At 63.1% G+C, this 20,523-nt stretch carries 17 protein-coding genes; 11 read left to right on the top strand and 6 right to left on the bottom strand.

Annotated elements, in window-relative coordinates:
* Positions 1-107 precede the first annotated feature (107 nt).
* Both AC0GUR_RS00770 and AC0GUR_RS00765 read left to right on the top strand, forming a co-directional pair.
* A complete protein-coding gene (locus AC0GUR_RS00770; RefSeq protein ID WP_472875550.1) occupies positions 108-797 on the top strand; it encodes a response regulator in 690 nt (229 codons plus the stop codon).
* Complete coding sequence (locus AC0GUR_RS00765; RefSeq protein ID WP_472875549.1) at positions 794-2,257, top strand: sensor histidine kinase; 1,464 nt, start codon at positions 794-796, stop codon at positions 2,255-2,257. Before AC0GUR_RS00770 ends, AC0GUR_RS00765 begins: the two co-directional genes overlap by 4 nt.
* 314 nt (positions 2,258-2,571) lie before the next feature.
* Here the strand turns inward: AC0GUR_RS00765 and AC0GUR_RS00760 are convergent, their stop codons facing one another.
* Positions 2,572-3,978: an aspartate aminotransferase family protein gene (locus AC0GUR_RS00760; protein ID WP_472875548.1), complete on the bottom strand. Its 1,407-nt coding sequence runs from the start codon at positions 3,976-3,978 to the stop codon at positions 2,572-2,574.
* Between the two features lie 48 nt (positions 3,979-4,026).
* Positions 4,027-4,728 (bottom strand): MtnX-like HAD-IB family phosphatase, encoded by a 702-nt coding sequence (locus tag AC0GUR_RS00755; RefSeq protein ID WP_472875547.1) that lies wholly within the window; start codon positions 4,726-4,728, stop codon positions 4,027-4,029.
* Between the two features lie 257 nt (positions 4,729-4,985).
* On the opposite strand from AC0GUR_RS00755, the gene AC0GUR_RS00750 reads away from it, so the two are divergent.
* From AC0GUR_RS00750 to AC0GUR_RS00730, 5 genes are read left to right on the top strand one after another with little or no spacing between them, the layout of a single operon-like run.
* A complete protein-coding gene (locus AC0GUR_RS00750) occupies positions 4,986-6,401 on the top strand; it encodes a TolC family protein (RefSeq protein WP_472875546.1) in 1,416 nt (471 codons plus the stop codon).
* Complete coding sequence (locus AC0GUR_RS00745) at positions 6,401-7,534, top strand: ABC transporter permease (RefSeq protein WP_472875545.1); 1,134 nt, start codon at positions 6,401-6,403, stop codon at positions 7,532-7,534. Before AC0GUR_RS00750 ends, AC0GUR_RS00745 begins: the two co-directional genes overlap by 1 nt.
* Before the next feature lie 3 nt (positions 7,535-7,537).
* Positions 7,538-8,302 carry an ABC transporter ATP-binding protein gene (locus AC0GUR_RS00740; protein ID WP_472875544.1) on the top strand — a complete coding sequence of 255 codons (765 nt, stop codon included), beginning with the start codon at positions 7,538-7,540 and terminating at the stop codon, positions 8,300-8,302.
* Positions 8,299-9,240 carry an efflux RND transporter periplasmic adaptor subunit gene (locus AC0GUR_RS00735; protein WP_472875543.1) on the top strand — a complete coding sequence of 314 codons (942 nt, stop codon included), beginning with the start codon at positions 8,299-8,301 and terminating at the stop codon, positions 9,238-9,240. Before AC0GUR_RS00740 ends, AC0GUR_RS00735 begins: the two co-directional genes overlap by 4 nt.
* Before the next feature lie 15 nt (positions 9,241-9,255).
* The gene (locus AC0GUR_RS00730; protein WP_472875542.1) at positions 9,256-10,053 is read left to right on the top strand and encodes a MipA/OmpV family protein; all 798 of its coding nucleotides are present in this window, start codon (positions 9,256-9,258) and stop codon (positions 10,051-10,053) included.
* Between the two features lie 168 nt (positions 10,054-10,221).
* Here AC0GUR_RS00730 and AC0GUR_RS00725 read toward each other — a convergent pair whose 3' ends face one another.
* From AC0GUR_RS00725 to AC0GUR_RS00710, 4 genes are all read right to left on the bottom strand, one after another.
* Positions 10,222-10,542 carry a non-heme iron oxygenase ferredoxin subunit gene (locus tag AC0GUR_RS00725; protein WP_472875541.1) on the bottom strand — a complete coding sequence of 107 codons (321 nt, stop codon included), beginning with the start codon at positions 10,540-10,542 and terminating at the stop codon, positions 10,222-10,224.
* The gene (locus AC0GUR_RS00720) at positions 10,539-11,087 is read right to left on the bottom strand and encodes a GNAT family N-acetyltransferase (RefSeq protein ID WP_472875540.1); all 549 of its coding nucleotides are present in this window, start codon (positions 11,085-11,087) and stop codon (positions 10,539-10,541) included. Before AC0GUR_RS00720 ends, AC0GUR_RS00725 begins: the two co-directional genes overlap by 4 nt.
* A 672-nt stretch (positions 11,088-11,759) precedes the next feature.
* Complete coding sequence (locus AC0GUR_RS00715) at positions 11,760-12,770, bottom strand: YncE family protein (RefSeq protein ID WP_472875539.1); 1,011 nt, start codon at positions 12,768-12,770, stop codon at positions 11,760-11,762.
* Between the two features lie 27 nt (positions 12,771-12,797).
* On the bottom strand, positions 12,798-15,626 hold the full coding sequence (locus AC0GUR_RS00710) for a TonB-dependent receptor (protein ID WP_472875538.1): 2,829 nt from the start codon (positions 15,624-15,626) through the stop codon (positions 12,798-12,800).
* A gap of 178 nt (positions 15,627-15,804) precedes the next feature.
* Between AC0GUR_RS00710 and AC0GUR_RS00705 the strand changes: the two genes are divergently transcribed.
* From AC0GUR_RS00705 to AC0GUR_RS00690, 4 genes are all read left to right on the top strand, one after another.
* Positions 15,805-16,482 carry a response regulator transcription factor gene (locus AC0GUR_RS00705; RefSeq protein WP_472875537.1) on the top strand — a complete coding sequence of 226 codons (678 nt, stop codon included), beginning with the start codon at positions 15,805-15,807 and terminating at the stop codon, positions 16,480-16,482.
* Positions 16,469-17,827 (top strand): sensor histidine kinase, encoded by a 1,359-nt coding sequence (locus AC0GUR_RS00700; protein ID WP_472875536.1) that lies wholly within the window; start codon positions 16,469-16,471, stop codon positions 17,825-17,827. The genes AC0GUR_RS00705 and AC0GUR_RS00700 overlap by 14 nt, the downstream gene beginning before the upstream one ends.
* A gap of 142 nt (positions 17,828-17,969) precedes the next feature.
* On the top strand, positions 17,970-20,009 hold the full coding sequence (locus AC0GUR_RS00695) for a M13 family metallopeptidase (protein ID WP_472875535.1): 2,040 nt from the start codon (positions 17,970-17,972) through the stop codon (positions 20,007-20,009).
* A gap of 213 nt (positions 20,010-20,222) precedes the next feature.
* Positions 20,223-20,516 carry a putative hemolysin gene (locus tag AC0GUR_RS00690; RefSeq protein WP_472875534.1) on the top strand — a complete coding sequence of 98 codons (294 nt, stop codon included), beginning with the start codon at positions 20,223-20,225 and terminating at the stop codon, positions 20,514-20,516.
* Positions 20,517-20,523 lie beyond the last annotated feature (7 nt).

The following is a 20,523-nucleotide window of genomic DNA, read 5'->3' as shown; positions in this document are numbered from 1 at the left end:
GGTGCCTGACGTCGAGCCAAGGCGCTGGAATAGTGAGAATGACCCGCCATTGAACCAGGCCGACCGTGTGCCCCCGACCACGGTCCCCCGCCCTACTGGAACTTGATATGCGTATTTTGATCGCCGAGGACGACCCTTCCATTGCTGCCGGTGTCAGCGCGTCACTGCGCCAGGGCGGCCACGCGGTGGACTGCGTGACCGACGGCGCCAAGGCCGACGCCGCGCTACGTGACACGCCGTATGACCTGCTGATCCTCGACCTTGGCCTGCCCAACCTCGACGGCGCCGACGTGCTGCAGCGGCTGCGCAAGCGCGGCACGGGTCTGCCGGTGCTGGTTATCACTGCGCGCGAAGGCCTGCGTGAGCGCGTGCGCGTGCTGGATCTCGGCGCCGACGACTACCTGGTGAAACCGTTCGCGCTTGCCGAGTTCGAAGCGCGCGTGCGCGCCCTGCTGCGCCGCTATACCTCGCAGGGTGCCCCGGAGCTCACCATCGGCCGCCTGCGCATGGACCTGCCAGGGCATCGCGCGTGGATCGATGACACGCCGCTCGAACTCACCGCCCGCGAATTCGGCCTGCTCGAAGCGCTTGCCGCACGCCCAGACCGCGTCACCAGCCGCGCACAACTGGTCGAAGCGCTGTGCAGTTGGGATGAAGAACTCACCGACAACGGGCTGGACATCGCCATCTATCGCCTGCGCCGCAAGCTTGCCGATTCCGGCACGCAGGTGCGCACCATCCGCGGCCTGGGCTATTTGTTGGAAGAAGCCAAGGAAGACAAGGAATCCAACGCATGAATCAAGCGGCACCGAAGCAGGAGCAGTCGTGGCTTTACCGCTTGATCGAGCCCGATGGCCGGCCAAGCCTGCGTCGGCGCCTGCTGTCCTCGCTGCTGGTGCCGTTGATGCTGTTGTTGATCGTCGAAAGCCTGATCACTTACAGCGGCGCGCTGATCTACTCCAACCACGTGCACGACCGCGACCTTGGCGACGACGCCATGACGCTAGCGCAAATGCTGAGCCAGGAAGATCTCGGCGGGCAGATTTCGCCGCAGGCGCGCTTCCTGCTCGAGTACGCACCCGAAGGTCACAACTACTTCAGCGTCACCAGCCAGAAGCATGGCCTGCTCGCCGGCTCGCCTGAATTGCAGGCAGCACCGGTGGCACCAAGCGTCGACGGTGAACCAGTACTCACCACCACCTCACTGCGCACCAACCGGCAGAGGGTACGCGAAGTGCGGGCCGCCACCGTGCGCATTCCCAATCTGCACGATCCGCAGGATCAGCTGACGGTGACCATGGCGGAGACGTTTCACGACCGTCGCCAGCGAGCGCGTGAAATTCTGCTGCTTACCATCCCCGCGCAGGCACTGTTGATTGCCAGCGTGTTCTTCCTCGTGCTTTACGGCGTGCGCGTGGGCCTGCGCCAGCTCGACCCGCTCACGGCACGACTGGCCGCACGCGAGCACGATCTCGCCCCCATCGGCGATGCGGACGTACCGGTGGAAATTCTGCCGCTGACGCGAACCATCGACGGCTTGTTCGCGCGCCAGCGCGGCATGCTGGCCTTGCAGGAGCGCTTCATTGCCGACGCCGCGCACCAGCTCAAGACGCCGCTCGCGGGATTGCGTGTGCACGTGGAGCGCGCACAGGCTGACCCCAGCCCGGAAACGGTCAACGATGCTCTGCAGCACATCCTGCGCCTGACCCAGCGCGCCAGCCGTGCTTCCAGCCAGTTGCTCGCTCTAACCCGCGCGCAGTCACCCGAGCTGAGCGAGAGCGCTCCCCCGTGCCTGCTTGATCTCGCGCAGCTGATCCCGGAACTATTGAGCTTGCGCGTGCACGATGCCATCGCGGCTGGCGTGGACCTTGGCTATGAGGGCCCATCAGGACCGTTGTGGATCGACGGCGACCGCATCTCGCTGCAAGAGATGCTCGACAACCTCATCGACAACAGCCTGCGTTATGCCGGCCGCAACAGCATCGTCACTGTGGGAGTTGCAGCGCTGGCAAACGGCGTCTGCCTCAGCGTGGAAGACAACGGCCCGGGCGTACCCCCCGCTTTCCTCGAGCGCCTTGGCGAGCGTTTCTTCCGCGTACCCGGCGTCACAGAAGAAGGCACAGGCCTCGGTCTGGCCATCGTGCAGCGCATCGCCGAACGCCATCATGCGCTAGTACGTTTCCTCAGCGGCACCGGTGGCGGCCTTCGCGTGGAAGTGGTATTTCCGCCGGCACGCACATCCAAAACGTCAAGCTGACCTTTGTAGGAGCGCACTTGTGCGCGACTGCAACGTTTCATCGGCACCGCTCCGCTGGTTTGTCGCGCATAAGTGCGCTCCTACAGAAGACGGGAGCCAATGCAAACGGAGAGGCCCCATTTGTGGGAGCGCACGCCATGCCCCCCGTAGCCGCGTCGTAGGTTTCTAGGGCGCAGGGCCTGCGCTCGCTCGCTTGCGGGCATAAAAAAACGGCGACACCAAAGAGCCGCCGTCGTCACACATCCCCTGCATGGGAACTACTTGAGACAAACTTCCAACAAACGACGCGGGGCCGTAGCCCCGCGTCGTCGTCATTACATCGCCTTCTTGGCCTTGGTCAGCAGCTGGTCGAGCAGCGCGATGGCCAGATCAATCTCTTCGTGCGTGATGTCGAGCGACGGCGCGAAGGTGATGACGTTCTTGTACCAGCCACCCACGTCGAGCACGAGGCCGATCTTCTTGCCGTTGTGCTCCAGGTCGCCAGCGAGGCCGATGTCCACCATCTTGTCGAGCAGCGCCTTGTTCGGCGTGAAGCCGTCTTCGGTACAGATCTCGGCGCGCAGCGCCAGGCCCAGGCCGTCGACGTCGCCGATTTCCTTGTGGCGCTTCTGCAGGTCGCGCAGACCTTCGAGGAAGTGCGCACCCTTCTTCGGCACGGTGGTCTCGTAGTCCAGCTCGTAACCCATCTTGATCACTTCCAGACCCAACGAGGTGCCCAGCGGGTTGGAGTTGAAGGTGGAGTGCGTGGAGCCCGGCGGGAAGATGGTCGGGTTGATCATCTCTTCGCGCGCCCACAGGCCGGACAGCGGGTTCAGGCCGTTGGTCAGCGCCTTGCCGAACACAATGATGTCCGGCGTCACGCCGAAGTGCTCGATCGACCACAGCTTGCCGGTGCGCCAGAAGCCCATCTGGATTTCGTCGGCGACCATCAGGATGCCGTACTGGTCCAGCACCTTCTTCAGGTCCTTGAAGAAGTTCATCGGCGGGATGACGTAGCCACCCGTACCCTGGATCGGCTCGACGTAGAACGCGGCGTACTCAGCCTGATTGACCTTGGGATCCCACACGCCGTTGTATTCGGTTTCGAACAGGCGGGCGAACTGGCGCACGCAAGCGTCCGAGTACTCTTCCGGCGTCATGCCCTTCGGGCGACGGAACGGATACGGGAACGGAATGAACATCGCGCGCTCGCCGAAGTGGCCGAAGCGACGACGGTAGCGGTAGCTGGAGGTGATGGACGACGCGCCCAGCGTACGGCCGTGATAGCCGCCTTCGAAGGCGAACATCAGGCTCTTGCCATTCTTGAAGTTACGCACGAGCTTCAGCGAGTCTTCCACCGCCTGCGCACCGCCGACATTGAAGTGCACGCGACCCTTCAGGCCAAACTTCTGCTGCGCGTCGACCGCGATGGTCTTGGCCAGCTCGATGCGGGTCTGGTGCAGGTACTGGCTGGCGACCTGCGGCAGCACGTCGATCTGGCGCTTCAGCGTATCGTTCAGACGCTTGTTGCCGTAGCCGAAGTTGACCGCCGAGTACCACATCTGCAGGTCGAGGAACGGCGTTTCGGCCGTGTCGTAAATCCAGCTACCTTCGGCGTGGCGGAAGATCTTCGGCGGGTCGACGTAGTGCACGGTGTCGCCAAAGGAGCTCCACTCAGCCTCATCGGCGAGCAGCTGTGCGTCGGGAATCACGACGCCAGCGTTCTTGTCGTAAGCGTTCATCAGGAAAATCCAGAAACGTTTTGAAGGGGGAGATCAGGTGGGGACTGATCAGGAAGCCATGGCAAGTGCGGGGGTCGCTGTCGCATGCTCGGCAAGCAAGCTGCCATCGAGCAAGCGCGGCAACATCTCCAGTGCATCCTCAAAGCCGGTAATCGGCACATAGGGGATGCCCGCAGCGCGGCAATGCTCAATCAGGCGATGCTTGGCGAAAACGAAATCGACGCGGTCGGCAGCGCAGAAGTCCGAAGCGCCATCGCCGATCAGCAGGGTCTTCATGCCACCCTTGCTGGCCTGCGCAGCCACGGCGCACTTGCACGTACCACTGCGGCAACCCTCAGCCTGGAACGGCGAGGTGAGCTGCCACTTCTGCGGCGGCGTGGCCGGGGCAAGGTGGTTGGCGGCCAGCGGCAGGTCATCCAGGCCGTAGCGGCCGAGAATCTTGCGGATGGCATAGTCCAAGCCGTCGCTCACCACGCGGATGGGCGTGCCGGTGGAGCGAGCCATCTTCACGAAATCAGGGAAGTGGTGATCGATCCACAACGAGGACAGGTGCTTGTCCAGCTCGTTCTGATCCATGTCCAGCAGGCTGACCTGACCGGTCATGCACTCGCGCGAACCGATACGGCCGGCGCGCCAATCCTGCTCCAGCGTTTCCCAGCCAGGGCGGCCGAAACGGTCGAGCAGAGAGTCGATGACGTCCTCGACAGAGATGGTGCCGTCGAAGTCGCAGAGAATGGTCCAACCAGTCACAGGGTGAAGCTCCGTATTGCAGGATGGGTACACGATAGGTACCCACCCCTTTCGGTCTCCTTTCTTTCCGAAAGATACTGCGCGCCCCACCCCGTCCCGACCCCTCTTTAAGGATACGTATAAGCCAGTTTGAGGCCGGCTCCGGTATGCTTGGGCACTTGTTGGCGCTGCAGCCGGTCACAAGCAAAACCCCACTTGTCACCTGAACATCCAGGAAATTCGTGTTTCAGCGTCAATACACACCGGATCAGTCGCACATGGAAGCTGAACGTTCCCGGCCTCGTCACCTGCTTGCCAGCGGACTGCTGGCATGGGGGCTCGTGGTCCTGGCTGGCTGTTCCGTAGCCCCGCTGCCGGAGCTCAAGCCGCAGGTTCCCGACACCTGGCGCAATGCGCCGGCGGGCGTGGCGCCGCCAACGGCCGACCTGCGCGGCTGGTGGCAGGCGCTGGGGGACCCTGAACTGGATGCCCTCATCGACCGCGCCCTGAAGGGCAATCTAGATGTGGCTCAGGCCGCCGAGCGCATGCGCGCCGCCCGCCTGCTGAGCCGCCACGCTCATGACCCGTATCTGCCCTCGCTGCACGGACGCACCAACGACATCATTGATCCTGACACCACGGCCTCGTATTTCGTGGTCGGCTTCGATGCATTGTGGGAACTGCCTTTGTTCGGTGCCTGGCAAAGCTCCAAGCGCCAGGCCCAGGGGCAGCTAGACGGCGCGAACGCCGCGCTTCGCGGGGCTCAGGTGTCACTGGTGGCCGAAGTCAGCCGCCGTTGGATTGAGCTGCGCTCCGCCCAGGAACAGGCCCGCCTGCTGACAGCGATCCGCGATGCCCTGCAGGAAAAACTTCGGCTGGTGCAGGTGCGTGAACAGCTGAGGCTCGCCCCACCTGCAGAAGTTGCCAAAACCCAGGCCGAGCTGGCCCATGCCGAAGCCGCGCTGTCCGAGCCGCAGCAGGCGATCAATGCCAGTGCGCAGCAACTGGCCGTGCTGCTGGGGCAGCCCGAACCGGATCCGGCCTGGCTGACGCCTGGCCCACAGCCGCGCCTTGGTCAGTGGCAATTGACTACGGCACCTGCCGACATGCTGCGTGCCCGCCCGGAAATCGCCAGCGCCGAAGCTGACGTGCTGCGCGCTGCTGGTGACCTCGGCATGAGCCGCGCAGATATCTACCCGCACATTGGCCTCGGCGCATCGCTGCAGTGGTCGGCCAACATCGCCTCCAACTACCGGGTGCATACGGGTGAGGGCATTTTCTCGTACGGCCCCATTATTGATATGCCCTTGTTCGATTGGGGTCAGCGCGTGGCCGCGGCGCACGCCAAGGATCACGAGCTCAAAGCCGCTGTACTCGCCTATCGCCAGGCGGTGCTGCAGGGTGTCGCCGAGGCGGAAACCGCGATGGGCGACCTGGAGCAACTGCGCACGCGCGAAGAAGCTTCGCAGCGCGCGACCGAGGCGCTGGGCACCAGCATGGCTGCGCTCAACAAGCGCGCGGAGCTCAATTTAGGCAGCAACCTCGACGTGCAGGACGGGCTGATCGAAAACCATCGTGCTCAGCTGGAACTGGTGAGTGCCATCGCAGCACGCGACCTCGCCTATGTTTCTCTGTACAAGGCGCTGGGCGGCGCCGCCATGCCGAATCCGCCGCTTCCCCGGAGCGTCGACTGATGGTCGCGCTCGCACGCAAAACGCTTATCTATGAATGGCGCCGCTTTCTCCCTGCCGTTGTGGCGGTAGGTTTTGCCGGCCTGCTGCAGCTGCTGCAGGTCGCGCTGGTACTCGGCATTTTCGGCAGCGCCGCGGTGTATATCACCGGCTCGTCGGCTGACCTTTGGGCCGGCTATCCCGGCACGCAGAGCGTCAATCTCGGTCGATCCATCGACGCGGGCGTGGAGATGCGACTGCGCATGGACCCGGATGTGACGGCGGTCGAACCGTTCCATTGGGTGGACGCCGACTGGCGTGGCCCCAGTGACACCGGCGGCGTGTCGGTATTCGTCTCCGGCATCAACGCGCGACCGGACGGCATGATGTTCGCTCGCGCGCTGCCCCTTGCACTGCGGGCGCGCCTCAACGAACCCGATGCGGTCATCGTCGATCGTGCCGACCTGGACAACCTGGGCGTTCGCGTGGGTGACAGCGCGGTGATCAATGGCCATCGCGTGCGCGTGGTGGGTGTGAGCAACGGCTTGCGGGCGCTGGGCGGCGTCAACGTGGTGGCATCACTCGCCACCGCGGCATCGCTGGATACCGACCCATCCAACTCCAATCGCATGACCTACTTCGTGGCCAGAGTCCGCGACCCGTCCAATGCCGATGACGTGGCTGCGCGCCTGCGCGGCAACACGGCGTTCGGCAGTTACGACGTGTGGACCGCCAAGGATTTCGCCCGTCGTTCACAGCTCTACTGGATATTCGATACCGGCGCTGGCGCGGGTGTGCTGTTCCTTGCTGGCATCGTGTTTCTGGTCGGCGTGGTGATCACCAGCCAGACCCTGGTCGCCGCTGTGATTGGCTCGATTCGCGAGTACGCCACGCTTAACGCCCTCGGCGTGGGTGTGGGCGCGCTGCGCAAGGTCGTGATGGAGCAGGCGTTCTGGGTTGGCGCACTGGGGCTGCTGGGCAGCGCTGTGCTTGGCGCCCTGGCCCTGGTGCTTGCGCGCAGCCGCAATGTGCCAGTGGCGTTGGGGCCGTGGGCCACCGTGGCGTGCCTGTCATTGTGCATGGGCCTGGCCATCGTGTCGGGGCTGGCGGCCATGCGCAGTCTGCGCCGCGCCGATCCGGCCACGTTGTTGAGGTAAGCCATGAATCACGCGTCAGCTGTCCCTCAACCCAAGCCCTCGGTGTCGTTGCAGGCGCGCAACGTCAGCAAGTCGTTTACGTCCGGCGATATCACCAGCACGGTGCTGCACGACCTCACGCTGGATGTGCGCGCGGGCGAACTCACCCTCATCTCCGGCCCCTCCGGTTGCGGCAAGAGCACGCTGTTGGCGATTCTCAGCGGCTTGCAGCGCCCGGACGGCGGACATGTGCTGGCGCTCGGCCAGGATCTGAATCAGCTCGACACGCGCGCCGTCGAACGCTTTCGCCTGCTGCACACCGGCTTCGTCTTTCAAGGCTTCAACCTGTTCCCTGCGCTCAACGCGCTGGAACAGGTTGAACTACCGCTGAGCTACCTGGGCCTATCACCCACAGAAGCGCGCCGCCGCGCCATGGCCTCGTTGGAAGAAGTGGGCCTGGGGCCGCGCATGAGTCTTCGCCCGTCCGAGCTTTCCGGCGGCGAAAAGCAGCGCGTCGCCATTGCCCGCGCCTTGGCCAAAGAGCCCGATCTGCTATTCGCCGACGAACCGACCAGCGCGCTCGATGCCGCCAACGGCCAGATCATCATCGATATTCTCCATCGCATTGCGCGCACGCACGGCACCACCGTGCTGTGCGTCAGCCATGACCCACGACTCGTCGGGCACGCGGACCGCGTGCTGGCCATGGAAGATGGCCGTATCCTTAGCGACCGTGTGCCATCTCCGATTTCGACGCCAACGTCAGGCCTCGAGGGATCTTCCGCATGACTTTGCGTCCGTTCTACCCCCTACTCGCCCTGACCCTTGCCTCGTCGTTGCTGGCCGCTTGCTCGCAGAACGACAACAGCAAGAATGCCGCGACGGCGGCATCGGCCCCTACCTTCGCCGCGGTGGCGCGCGGGCGCATCGATATCGAGGGTGGCTTGCTCAAGCTGAGCATGCCGCGCGATGGCATCGTGGCCGAGATCAAAGTGCGTGAAGGCGACCATGTGCACAAAGGCCAGGTGTTGGCGGTGCTCGACACCAAGACGGCCCAGCTGACCGTAAGTGGCGCTGAAGCCGAGCTCAAGCAGGCACAGGCACAAGGCCGGCTGCTCGATGTTCGCCTCAAGGCATCCCAGCAGCGCGCGTCGCGCCTTGCCGCAGCGGCAGCCGCGGGCGCCGGCGACGGCCAGAGCGCGGATGACGCGAAGGATGCCGCGCAGCAGCTGCAGGGCGAGCTTGATAACGCGCGCGCCTCGGAAGCCATGGCCAGGCAGAAGCTCGATGCCGCTCGCTATGAACTGGCGCAGCGCACCCTGGTGGCGCCGTTCGACGGGCAGATCGTGGAGCGCGACATTCAACCGGGCGCTGCTGTGTCACCGCAGGGTGGCCCCGCCTTCGTCTTGCTGCCGGAACAGGCGCGCATCGTGCGCGCCGAACTCAACGAGTCGTTCGTGAGTGCCGTGCATGAAGGCATGCCGGCGCAGGTGGTCGATGACAGCGGCAGTGGCGCGCCCACGCTGAGCGCGCATGTGCAGCGCATCGGCACCGTATTTGGTCCCAGTGCGCTGGAAGAAGATCCGCTGATCCGCGCCAACACACGTACGGTGGAATGCGTGCTGGCGTTTGATCAGCCGCCGCCGACGTCGCTGCGCATTGGCCAGCGGGTCATCGTCCAATTCACCGCCAGCAACGCTGCAACGCCCGCCAAACCCGGCAGCTGAGTCGTCGTACCTGCAATGAGCCGTCGTCGTTCCCTGCCCGCATCACTGATGCGCGTCACCGCCCTGCTGCTGGCGTTGACGGCATCAGCAAGCGCTGTGGCGGACAACCCGACCGACGGCCCCAATGACCTGTTCGGCGTGGGCATGCAACGCATACCCGCCTGGCTGGGATCGAAAGACCATCGCAATCAGCCGATTCCCTATATCCAGGCCGAGCTGCCGTGGCACATCACCCTGTCGACACTCGACGGTCTTACCGTCGATTTCATCCACGGCGACAAGTGGCGCGGCGGCCTGTACGGCAACTACATGTGGGGCCGCGATCGCGAAGAGCTAGGGTCGAAACTCGGCGGCGTCATCAAGTCGCTAGGTCCGCGCATCAACGCGGGCGGCTACCTTGAGTACCAGGCGACGGCGCAACTCAATCTAGGCAGCACGCTCAGCCATGACCTACAGGGTGAAGGTGCCTATCTCAACCTGTACGCCGACTACGACCTGCCGGCGATCGGCTATCTCAACCATAGCCTGCAGGTGCAGTGGCAGGCGATGAACGGCCCCGCCATGCGTCGCTTTTTCGGCGTGACGCCAACACAGGCCATGCAACTGGACACCGTGCCGTGGTCGCCAGGCGCAGGCAGCCAGCAGATTGGCTTCGAATACGACGCCTACATGCCCACCAGTCTGCACACGGGGTTCGCCTTCGCCATCAACTACACGCGCTTGCTTGGCCAGGCGGCAGCGAGTCCGCTGGTACGAGAGTACGGTTCGCGCAACCAGTTAACGACGACGCTGGCGTTCGTTTACAGGCTTTAGCGCAGCAGCGAGTAGAACCTCTCTCAAAATTGAAAGTTGCCAAAAAAAGCCAAATGTCATTCCCGCCTTCGCGGGAATGACGGGCCATAGGCAAGGTTTACCGAATTTGAGATAGGTTCTGGTGAGAAGAAACGCTTTCTCTCGTCTCTCGCTCCACTCACTTCTCTTCTACCGGTCGTCGCGCGTCCAGATCTGATTGTCTACTTCGTGCACGGGAAAACTGGCGATCGGTTCGTACGCAGGTGGACAGGTGACGGCACCGCTGCGCACGTCGAAGCGAGCGCCATGTCGCGGGCATTCCACCTCGAAGCCATGCAGATCACCGCCGGCAAGTTCACCGCCGTCGTGGCTGCATACGTCTTCGATGGCATAGAGATCGCCGTCGATGTTGTACACGGCAATGGCGGTGTCTCCGTCCCACACGACCTTGAATTCGCCCGGTAGCAGCTCGCTGCGGGTGCCCACGAAAATCCAGTCGGCCAGATTCATGCCGTGACCTCTTGCAGAGGCTTGCTCATCCATACAAAGCGCAGATCGTCGCGCAGCGGAATGCCAAAGCGCGGTTGGCCGTAAGGAAACGCACGCGTCTCCCCGGTGAGCTGGTAACCGCGGCGCTCGTACCAGGCAATCAACTCATTACGCTGCTCGATCACCGACATGCGCATGGCGGTCGCCTGCCATTCCTTCTTTGCCACGCGTTCGGCTTCCGCCAGCACGGCACGGCCGAGGCCTGCGCACTGCAAGCTGGGATTGACGGCAAACATGCCAAAGTAACCGGCTATGTCCTGTCGTTCGATATGGCAGCACGCCACCAACTCGCCGTTCTGCTCGGCCAGCAGCACGATGCTGCCCTCGCGGACGATCAGCTCGGCGACGCTTTCGGTATCGGTGCGCTGGCCGTCGAGCAGGTGCGTTTCGGTGGTCCAGCCACGTTGGCCGGATTCGCCGCGGTAGGCGGATTCGACCAGGGGGACGATGGCGGCGATGTCTTCGCTGCCCGCGGTGCGGAAGGTGAGATGGGTGGGGCTGGGCATTTGCTAATGATAGCGGGTGAGTTGGCCTCGGACACCCTTGGAAGGCGGTATCTCCCCTCTCGCCCGCAAAAGTTGTCATTCCGGCGCAGGCCGGGGTTCATGGGCTTTGCGCTTGGTTGTTGCGCTATCGCCAGCGTGCCGCCTGCGCGGCGGGCGTTTCGATCGCCTGCCGGCGCTCGAGTCACTTTTCTTTTGCTGGCCCAAAAGAAAAGTAACCCAAAGAAAACGGCCTCAAAAGCGAGGTTGTCGTAGCGTCGTGTTGAATACCAGCTTTGGCGACTGCGAAGCTCGGATCGCCACGATCGCACGACACGCCTCGCGGCTACATCGCAACGCGCCATCGCGAAGAGGACTTAAAGCTGCCGATAGCTTGGTTGCGCATTCGCGAAATCGCGATGCACCCCAGCCCTCTCCCCTCCGGGGAGAGGGCTGGGTGAGGAGTCAATCTAGCCCTGCCATTTCAGAGGAGCTGTCATTCCGGCGCAGGCCGGAATCCAGTGACGTCAGGCTCGATTGTCGCGTTGTCGATCATCGATCTACATGCGGTCGCGACAACCCAGCACAGCCGCCGCTGGATTCCGGTCTGCACCGGAATGACGGAAAATAACCGACGCACCTCACACGTTTGCATTGCCCGGCGGCAAGCCTTGCACCCGCCGCCGGAGCACTAGCTCAACGCGGGCTCACCACCAGCAAGCCAAAACCTTCCACCGGCTTGCCCTTGGTCGCCGCCGTGGCAGCGGCGAGATAAACCGTGTGCGTCTGCGGATCAAGCGCCAGTGTGCGCGCGCTCGGCTGGGTCGGCAGGTTGCCCACCAGGTGATAGTGATCCGCATCATCCTGGGCCACCACGCTGAGCTTGCCCTCTTCACCCGGGCTCAGAATGACCTTGCGCTGTGCGTCGAACACCACGGCGTCCGGATCCTTGCTGATCGCAATCTTGGCTACCTGATGGCCATCGTTGGCATCGGTCACGATCATCCAGCCGTTGGCGCACACCGAGAACAGTCGATGATTGGCCTTATCCAGGGCGAGGCCGGTCGGGCCGTCGCACGGTGACAGCGGCCACACGTTCAGCACTTTCTTGTTGGCAAGATCCACCCGCACCAGCTGGCTCTTGTCTTCGAGATTGAGGAACACTTGGCCGGTGCCATCGCTCACCGCGAATTCCGGGCGGCCCGGCACCGCGATCGTCGCTAGTTCCTTGCCGGCCTGCGCATCGATGACGCTGATGTTGCTGCTATGGCCATTCATGGTCAGCAGATGACCGGAGGCCTCATCGAACACGATGGCGTCCGGATCCTTGCCGCTGATGGCGATATGACCGGTGACCTTGAGCGCGTCCGTATCCACCACCGTGACGTTGTCACCGTGGCCGTTGCTCACGAACGCCTGATGCTTCGCCGGCAACAGAGCGACACCATGCGCGTGCTGCATGCCCGGCACCTCACCCTGCAACTTGCCCGACGCCGCATCCACCACCATCACGCGGTCATCGCGGGCGATGAACAGGCGATGCGCGGCCGCATCGAGGCTCAGGTAATCCCAGCCGCCCGGACCACCCAACGTGTAGTGCTGGGTTACGGCATACGGCATCTCAGGTGCAGCGGCCATGGAAGGAGCGGCCAGTGCGGCGGCCAGGCAAAGCGCGAGAGGCATGCAACGGAGAAAAGATTTGTTCATGTGTATTTCCTGCGGATCAAAAGGGGATCAGAGCTTGAAACGAACGCCGGCGATGAACGTCTGGCCGTAGAACTCGCGCTGGATCGGGCGATCGCTGGCCGGGCCTTCGGTGAACTTCAGACGCGTATTTGTGAGGTTCTTGGCGTTGAAGAACACCGACCACTGATCGTCGAAGGTATAGGTCGCACCCAGATCCAGCGAGAAGCGCGGCTGCGACCAGACATCCGTGGCCGACGAGCTGCCGACACCGAAGATGTTCTTGCTGACGTAGTACGCGCCGAGATTCGCGCTGAAACCACCCAGGTCGTAGAAGACCATGAAGTTGCCGGTGTTGCGCGACGTGGACGGCAGTTGCTCGTGCTGGCCCGGGCGGATCTCGCCGCTGGAGTCCACATAGGTGTAGTTGGCGCCGAGGCCGAAACCAGCCAGCCAACCCGGCAGCGTGGTGAACTTCTGCTGATAGTTCAGCTCGATGCCACGCGCGTGGGCACTATTGAGGTTGGCAAAAGTGTAGACCTTGGCCGCCCCGGTGAAGCCGGCGAACAACCCGTTGTTCGGGAACGTCACGCCGCTTTCTTCCTTGTTGACGATGTAGTTGCTCAATTCCTTGTCGAACAGACCCACCGACGCAATGCCGCCGTTGTCGAGGTAGTACTCCAGCGAGAAGTCGAAGTTGTCGCTGGTGGTCGGCTTGAGGTTGGGGTTGCCTTGCGTCACGTTGTCGGCCGCCGGATCGATCAGCGTCGAGGCGGTGGCCTGGTTGAAGCCGGGGCGAGCGATGGTCTTGGAGTAGACCGCGCGGCCGATCAACTGCTCCTGGAACTCATAGCGCAGCTGCACCGTCGGGAAGAAATTGTTGTAGTTGTGATTGATTGCAATCGGCGTGGAACCGGCAAACGCACCCGTGTTCGGATCCAGCAGCACCTGGTTGCCGCCGTAAGTGGCCACCGTGCGCTCCCAGCGCACGCCGGTCAGCACGTCCAGCTTTTCGACGGGCTTGAACTGATACTGGCCATACACGGCGTAGACGTTTTCCTTGCCGTTCGATGCGCCCTGCGCTTCCGCCTGCTGGTCAGCCAGTGGATTCACTTCCGGGAACAGGCCCTGGTTGTTGATGTAGTAGCTGCGCAACCCCGGCCCGTAGAGGTTGTAGCCGTTCTGGTAGTGATTGTCGTAGTACGTGATTGGCTTGCCGGAAATGAACTGCGTCATCGGCAAGGCCGGCGGTGCGCCGTCGAAGCGGGTGATCTCCCCATGGCGGTCACGCTTGCGTGCGCTGACGCCGAACTTGACGTTTTCGTCGCTGCCTTCGAACCAGTTGGTGGGAATGGTGACGTTGAACGCGCCGGTGTATTCCTGGTCGTGGTCGTGCTCGGTGCTGTTCTGGAAATCCGAGAATGTGTACGCCGTCGGATCCAGCGGATTGCCATTGAGCGGATTGAAGCGCGGGTAGCGCGGATCGCTGATGTTGTCGTACGCCACCGTGTAGGTGTTGGCGTTGGCGAACGTGCTGTTGTAGTCGTACGGCTTGTTGTACGAGCCGTAGGTCGCCGCCAGCAGGTAGTCGATCTTGAAGCTTTGGAAGTGGTTCTCCCCACCGATGCTGGCCACGCGCGTCGCGATGGTTTCCTGCTCATCGCGCAGTGTCTTGTCGAAGGTGACATTGGGGTCGATGAAACCCTTTGGGTTAGACGGATCGAACGTGACCGAACCCGTGCCGCCACCGAACATGTTGTAGGTGAGGCGCTGACGGCTCACCGACTCGGTGTAGCCCGCCTTGAAGTAACGCACGTACCAGCGATTGTCGTCGTCGGGCTGATAGTCCAGCTCGCCGCCATAACCCAGACGACGGCGGTGGTACTGGTAGTAGCGCTGCTCGAAGTCGTTCATCACCTTGTCGGGCGTGCCGTTGGCCTGGTCGTCCGCATAGGAGCCTTCGATATCGTCGACGCCGCGCTTGTCTTCGTAATACGCGATGGTGCCGATGAAGCTGAAGGCGTTGCTCGGACCAAAGCGACCGCCGCCGCTCAGCTGGTAGTCCTTGATCGGCGTATCGCGCAGGTTTTCTAGACCAGTGCCCACCTCCACTTCGAGGAACTTGTCTTTGCCGGGCGGCACCTGCTTGGGTGTGATTTCAATAGCACCACCGAGAGCCTCGGCGTCCTGATCTGGCGTATTGGTCTTGGTCACCGTGATGGCGCCGATCAGGCCGGTGGGAATCGAGTCGAACGCCACCGCGCGGCCACCACCCATCGGCGAGGCGAGATTGGTGGGCGGCAAACGTACGCCGTCGAACGTTGCGCCGTTGAGATCGGCGTCCAGGCCACGAATATTGATGAAGCGACCTTCGCCCGTGTCGCTCTCCAGAGAAATGCCAGGAATGCGGCGCACCGCCTCAGCGGCGTTCACGTCGGGCAGCTTGCGGATTTCGGTCGCGGGCTGCACGTTCACGATGTTCGGCGCATCCTGCTGGATGCTGCGCGCCATCTCCAGCGGGGTGGTCTGCGCTGTCACCCTGAGTGCCTGCAGGGTCTTCGCCGCGCCCGCAAATTCCACGTCCTGCTCGATGGTCTGGTCGCGACGCAGTGCCACCTGGCGCTGCACCGGCGCCTGTCCATCGGCGCTCACCACCAAGTTGTAGTTGCCGGGCTCGATGCCCTCCAGCTGATAGCTGCCGTCGTTGCCGGTCACCACGCTGCGGTTCAGTTCGGTCAGCGCCACCTGTGCGCCGGCTACCGGATGGTGATCACTTTCGACCACGCCCTTGAGCGAAGCGGAGCCGGCGGCGTGTGCCAGGCTTGCACCTGTCAACGCAGCGACGCCCACGAGAATGCTGCCTGCACGTATTGCTGCCATGGAAAAACCCTTCGGTGAATGAACGCGGATACGGTCTTGCGTCACGCCGTTGAGCAACCGGCGTGCGCTGTCATCCAACCGACATTAGGGAACTGCTATGACTAGCAGGATGCAGAGGCCTTACCTATCGGTAAGGAAGCCAGGGCCTGTTCACAGGCAAGACATTGGAGTACCACCCATGAGAGTCCTTATCGTGGAGGATGATCGCGATACCGCCGCGCACATTGCGGCCGGCCTCCACGCGAACACCACACATATCGACAATGCGCACGATGGCTATGCCGGGCTGACCATGGCCGCACGCGAGCGCTACGACGTGATCATCGTCGACCGCATGCTGCCTCACCTGGACGGCGTATCCATGGTGCGCGAGTTGCGCAATGCCGGTCGCGAGACGCCGGTGCTGATGGTGTCTGCGCTTGGCGAGGTGAACGATCGCGTCGAAGGGCTCAATGCCGGCGCTGACGACTACCTGACAAAACCATTCGCCATGATCGAACTGCGCGCGCGCTTTGCCGCCCTGTCACGCCGTCCGCACATGGCGGAGCACACGACCTTGCTGCGCGTCGCGGACCTTGAACTTGACCGCATCACGCGCGAAGTGCGACGCGCCGGCCAGCTCGTGGAACTGCAACCCCGGGAGTTCCGCTTGCTGGAATACCTGATGACGCATCAGGGCCGCGTGGTGACCCGCAGCATGCTGCTCGAGCACGTGTGGGAATTCCACTTTGATCCGCAAACCAGCGTGATCGAAACGCACATCAGCCGACTGCGCAACAAAATCGATCGTGGATTTGCGCAGGAATTGCTGCATACCGTGCGCGGCGCCGGATACTGCCTTCGTGTCGAGGATTAATCCGCTACGCAGCGCTGCATTCCGCATGACGCTGATCCAGGCGTCGCTGTTCGCGGTGCTGGTAGCGGCGTTGCTCGGCATCGCATGGTGGAGTGTTGGCGAGTACGCCGAAGCCCAGCTGCGCGCCAACGTGAAGACCGATATGGCCAGCCTGCTCCAGGCCGCGGAGGACGGCACCCTGGATATGCAGATTCGTCAGCGTGTCGCCGTCATGCCGTTGGGGCCGGACTACTACCTGCTTGCGGACGCCAGCGGTCGCCGCATCGCCGGCAATCTCAGCTATCACCCCACCGCTGCGGGCTGGCAAACCGTGCCGCTGCAGGGCGCGCTGGGCGAAGACAACAGTGATGCGGATGAGGTGCACCTGTATGCCACTCGCTTGCCGGACGGCCGCTGGCTCATCGCCGGCAGCGACAACCGCAGCGTGGTGGAACTGAGTGAGCTGCTGAGCCGGCGCTTTCTGGAGATAGGGCTCTCCGCGCTGCTGCTCGTGCTTTTGACGGGCGGCATCGGCGGCTGGCTGTACATGCGGCGCATCGATGCGTTGGGCGAGCTCGCCGAGCGGGCACTGGAAGGCGAAGCGGATTTCGTCGTCACCCGTTCCGGCAAGGACGACGAGTTCGATCGCCTCGCCAACCGATTCCATCGCATGCTCACACGCATGCACGTGCTGATGGACGGCATGCGTCAGGTGTCCAACGACATTGCCCACGATCTGCGAACGCCCCTGATGCGCATGCGCCAGCGCCTCGAAGCGGGCACCGATCCCCGCACGAACGAAGCCGAATTGCGTGACAGCGTGCAACGCGCCCTGACCGAAGTCGACGATCTGTTGGCCACCTTCCGCGCCCTGCTGCGCATCGCCAGTGTGGAGTCGCGGCAACGCCGTTCGGGGTTCGAGCAGCTGGATCTATCGGCGCTGTTCGACACGCTGGCCGAAACCTATCGTCCGGTGGCCGAGGACCTTGGCCAGCAACTCTCCGCGGACATCGAGGCGGGTCGTCACCTGCGCGGGGACCAGGTGCTGCTTACCCAGATGCTGGCCAACCTGATCGAGAACGCCCTGCACCACACGCCGGTGGGCTCTTGCATCCACCTGGATCTGCGCAGCACCGCCGACCACCTTATCGGCCGCGTCACCGACTCCGGCCCCGGCATACCTGAGGAAGACCGCGAACGCGTGCTTCGTCGCTTCGTGCGCCTGGACAGCAGCCGCAGCTCGCCAGGCAGCGGGCTGGGCCTGGCCCTGGTCAGCGCCGTGGCGGACCTGCACGGCATACAGCTTTCGCTGGGCGACGCGCGACCGGGCTTGATGGTGCAGCTGAGTTTCCCCCTCGCTGCCTAAAAAACGGCGAACCTTACGCCAACATGACCTTCGACACTGGGCCGAAATCTGCTGCGGTGACTAGCCTCGGCTATTGATGCACCAAAGCCAGCCGGCCGGATGACCCGGTCGCGCGGCTCATACAGAGGGAGAGACGATCCGCATGAAGAACCGCATTATGAAACCGCTCGCGCTGGCGGTCGGCATGGCCATGTGCATGGGTGCACTGGCCGCCCCCAACGGCTCGTTCGATGTGAAGGAGTTGGATGCCCAAAAGGATGTCTGCAACGACTTCAACGGCTTCGTCAATGCGAAATGGCTTGCCGCCAACCCGATTCCTGACGACCGCACGCGCTGGGGTTCGTTTGATTCGCTGCGCGAAGACAGCCTGAATGTGCAGCACGGCATCGTTGAAAAGGCCGCGAAGAGCGCAGCCCAAGCCAAGCCGGGCTCCATCGAACAGAAGATCGGCTACTTCTATGCCTCGGGCATGAACGAAGCCGCCATCGAGAAAGTGGGCTATGACCCGATGAAGCCGGAGCTGGCGCGTATCAATGCGCTGAAGAACACCAGCGATATCGTCGCCTACATCACCGATAGCTACGCACAGGGGCACCCTGCCGCTTTCCGCTTCTACGGCAGCCCGGACTTCAAGGACTCCAGCCGCCAAATCGCCTACGCAGGCCAGGGCGGCCTGGGCCTGCCCACCGCGGACTATTACAGCAAGCCGGATTTCGAAAAGATCCGCACTGCCTATGTCGCGCATATCGCGCGCACGCTGCAGCTGGTGGGCGTCAGTGACACCGATGCGCAGGTGCAGGCCAAGGCAGTGATGGCGCTGGAAACGCGCCTGGCGTCGGCCTCGCTGGTGCCCACCGAACTGCGCCAGCCGGAGAACCGCTACCACTACGTCAGCCTCGCCGATGCCAACAAGGTAACGCCGCACTTCGAATGGGCCGCGTTCTTCAAGGCCCAGGGTGCTGAAGTGAAGGATGGCTTCTCCCTGTCGCAGCCAAAGTTTTTCGCTGAGTTCGACAAGATGTTGGCCGATGTGTCGGTGAGCGATTGGCAGGCCTACCTGCGCTTCCACGCCATTGACGCCGCCGCGCCCTACCTCTCCACGCCGTTCCAGCAGGAGGACTTTGCGTTCAACGCAAAGACGCTCAACGGCCAGAAGGAAATGAAGTCGCGCTGGAAGCGCACGCTCGACTCCGTAGAAGGCGGCATGGGCATGGCGCTTGGCCAGCTTTACGTGGCGCAGACATTCTCTCCGGCATCCAAGGTGCGGGCGCAGCAGCTGGTGGCCGACCTTCGCGCCGCCTACAAGACGCGCATCGAAAACCTGCCGTGGATGAGCGACGCCACCAAGCAGAAGGCGCTGGAAAAGTGGGCCTCGTTCACACCGAAGATCGGCTACCCCGACCAATGGCGTGACTGGGCAGGCCTCACCATCAAGCCGGCCGCCAGCTACTTCGAGAACGTGCAGGCCGCCGACAAGTTCAACTACGACTACATGGTGGGCAAGATCGGCAAGCCGGTGGATCGCACCGAATGGGGCATGACACCGCAGACGGTGAACGCCTATTACAGCCCGCAGAAGAACGAAATCGTGTTCCCTGCCGCCATCCTGCAGCCGCCGTTCTTCTCGGCCAAGGCGGATGACGCGCTCAACTATGGCGGTATCGGCGCGGTGATCGGCCACGAGATGGGTCACGGCTACGACGACCAGGGCAGCAAGTTCGACGCACAGGGCAACAACAGCAACTGGTGGACTGACGACGACCGCAAGGCCTTCGACGCGCGCACCGACAAGCTGGCCGACCAGTTCAACGGCTACGAAGCGCTGCCGGGCAAGTTCGTCAACGGCAAGCTGACGATGGGCGAGAACATCGGCGACCTCGGTGGCCTCAATGCGGCGTACGATGCGTTGCAGATGGCACTGGCCCGCAATCCGGCGGAAGCCAAGAGCAAGATCGACGGCTACACGCAGGATCAGCGCTTCTTCCTCAACTGGGCGCGCGTGTGGCGCGGCAGCATCCGTCCGGAAGCGCAGCTCACCCTGCTCAACACCGATCCGCACGCGCCGGCGCAGTTCCGTGCCATCGGCGCGCCGTCGAACATGCCGGCCTTTGCACAGGCATTCCAGTGCAAGGCGGGCGACAAGATGGTGCGTGAGGGCGAGAAGCAGGTGAAGATCTGGTAAGACGCGCTGCCGCTTTGGCAGCATGGTCATCGCTCGCAATAAGAGGCCCGTGCACAAGCACGGGCCTTTTTTTATACGCCAGCAACAATCCGTCGCCCATCTCTCTGCACGACGGTAACCACGGCAAGCTTGCCGCCTGCGTGCAACGGAAAACCCCGACAGCTTCATGACGCACGGCTGGCTATAGTGAAGCACTCGTCTCAAGGAAGTGTCATGAAAGCTGCCCTGATCGCCCTCTCCGTGATCCTGCTCGCTGCTTGCAGCACCCAGCAGACCACCGCACCGGCCACCTCATCAACATCATCTGCTTCGGTGGGCATGCCGAACCCAGCGTCGGTCAACTGCGAAAAGCTGGGCGGCAATCTGGATCTGCGCAAGGACGCCAACGCCAATGCCGGCGGCCTCTGCATCTTCCCTGACGGGCGCGAGTGCGAGGAATGGGCACTGTTTCGCGACCATAAATGCGTGCCCATGCCCGCAAAGGCGAGCAAAGACAGCAAGTCGTGAGGCAACT

The organism is Dyella sp. PARNA 12/25 (assembly GCF_055702865.1).
The sequence above is the reverse complement of the archived record's forward strand: the minus strand, read 5'-3'. Positions and strand labels throughout refer to the sequence as shown.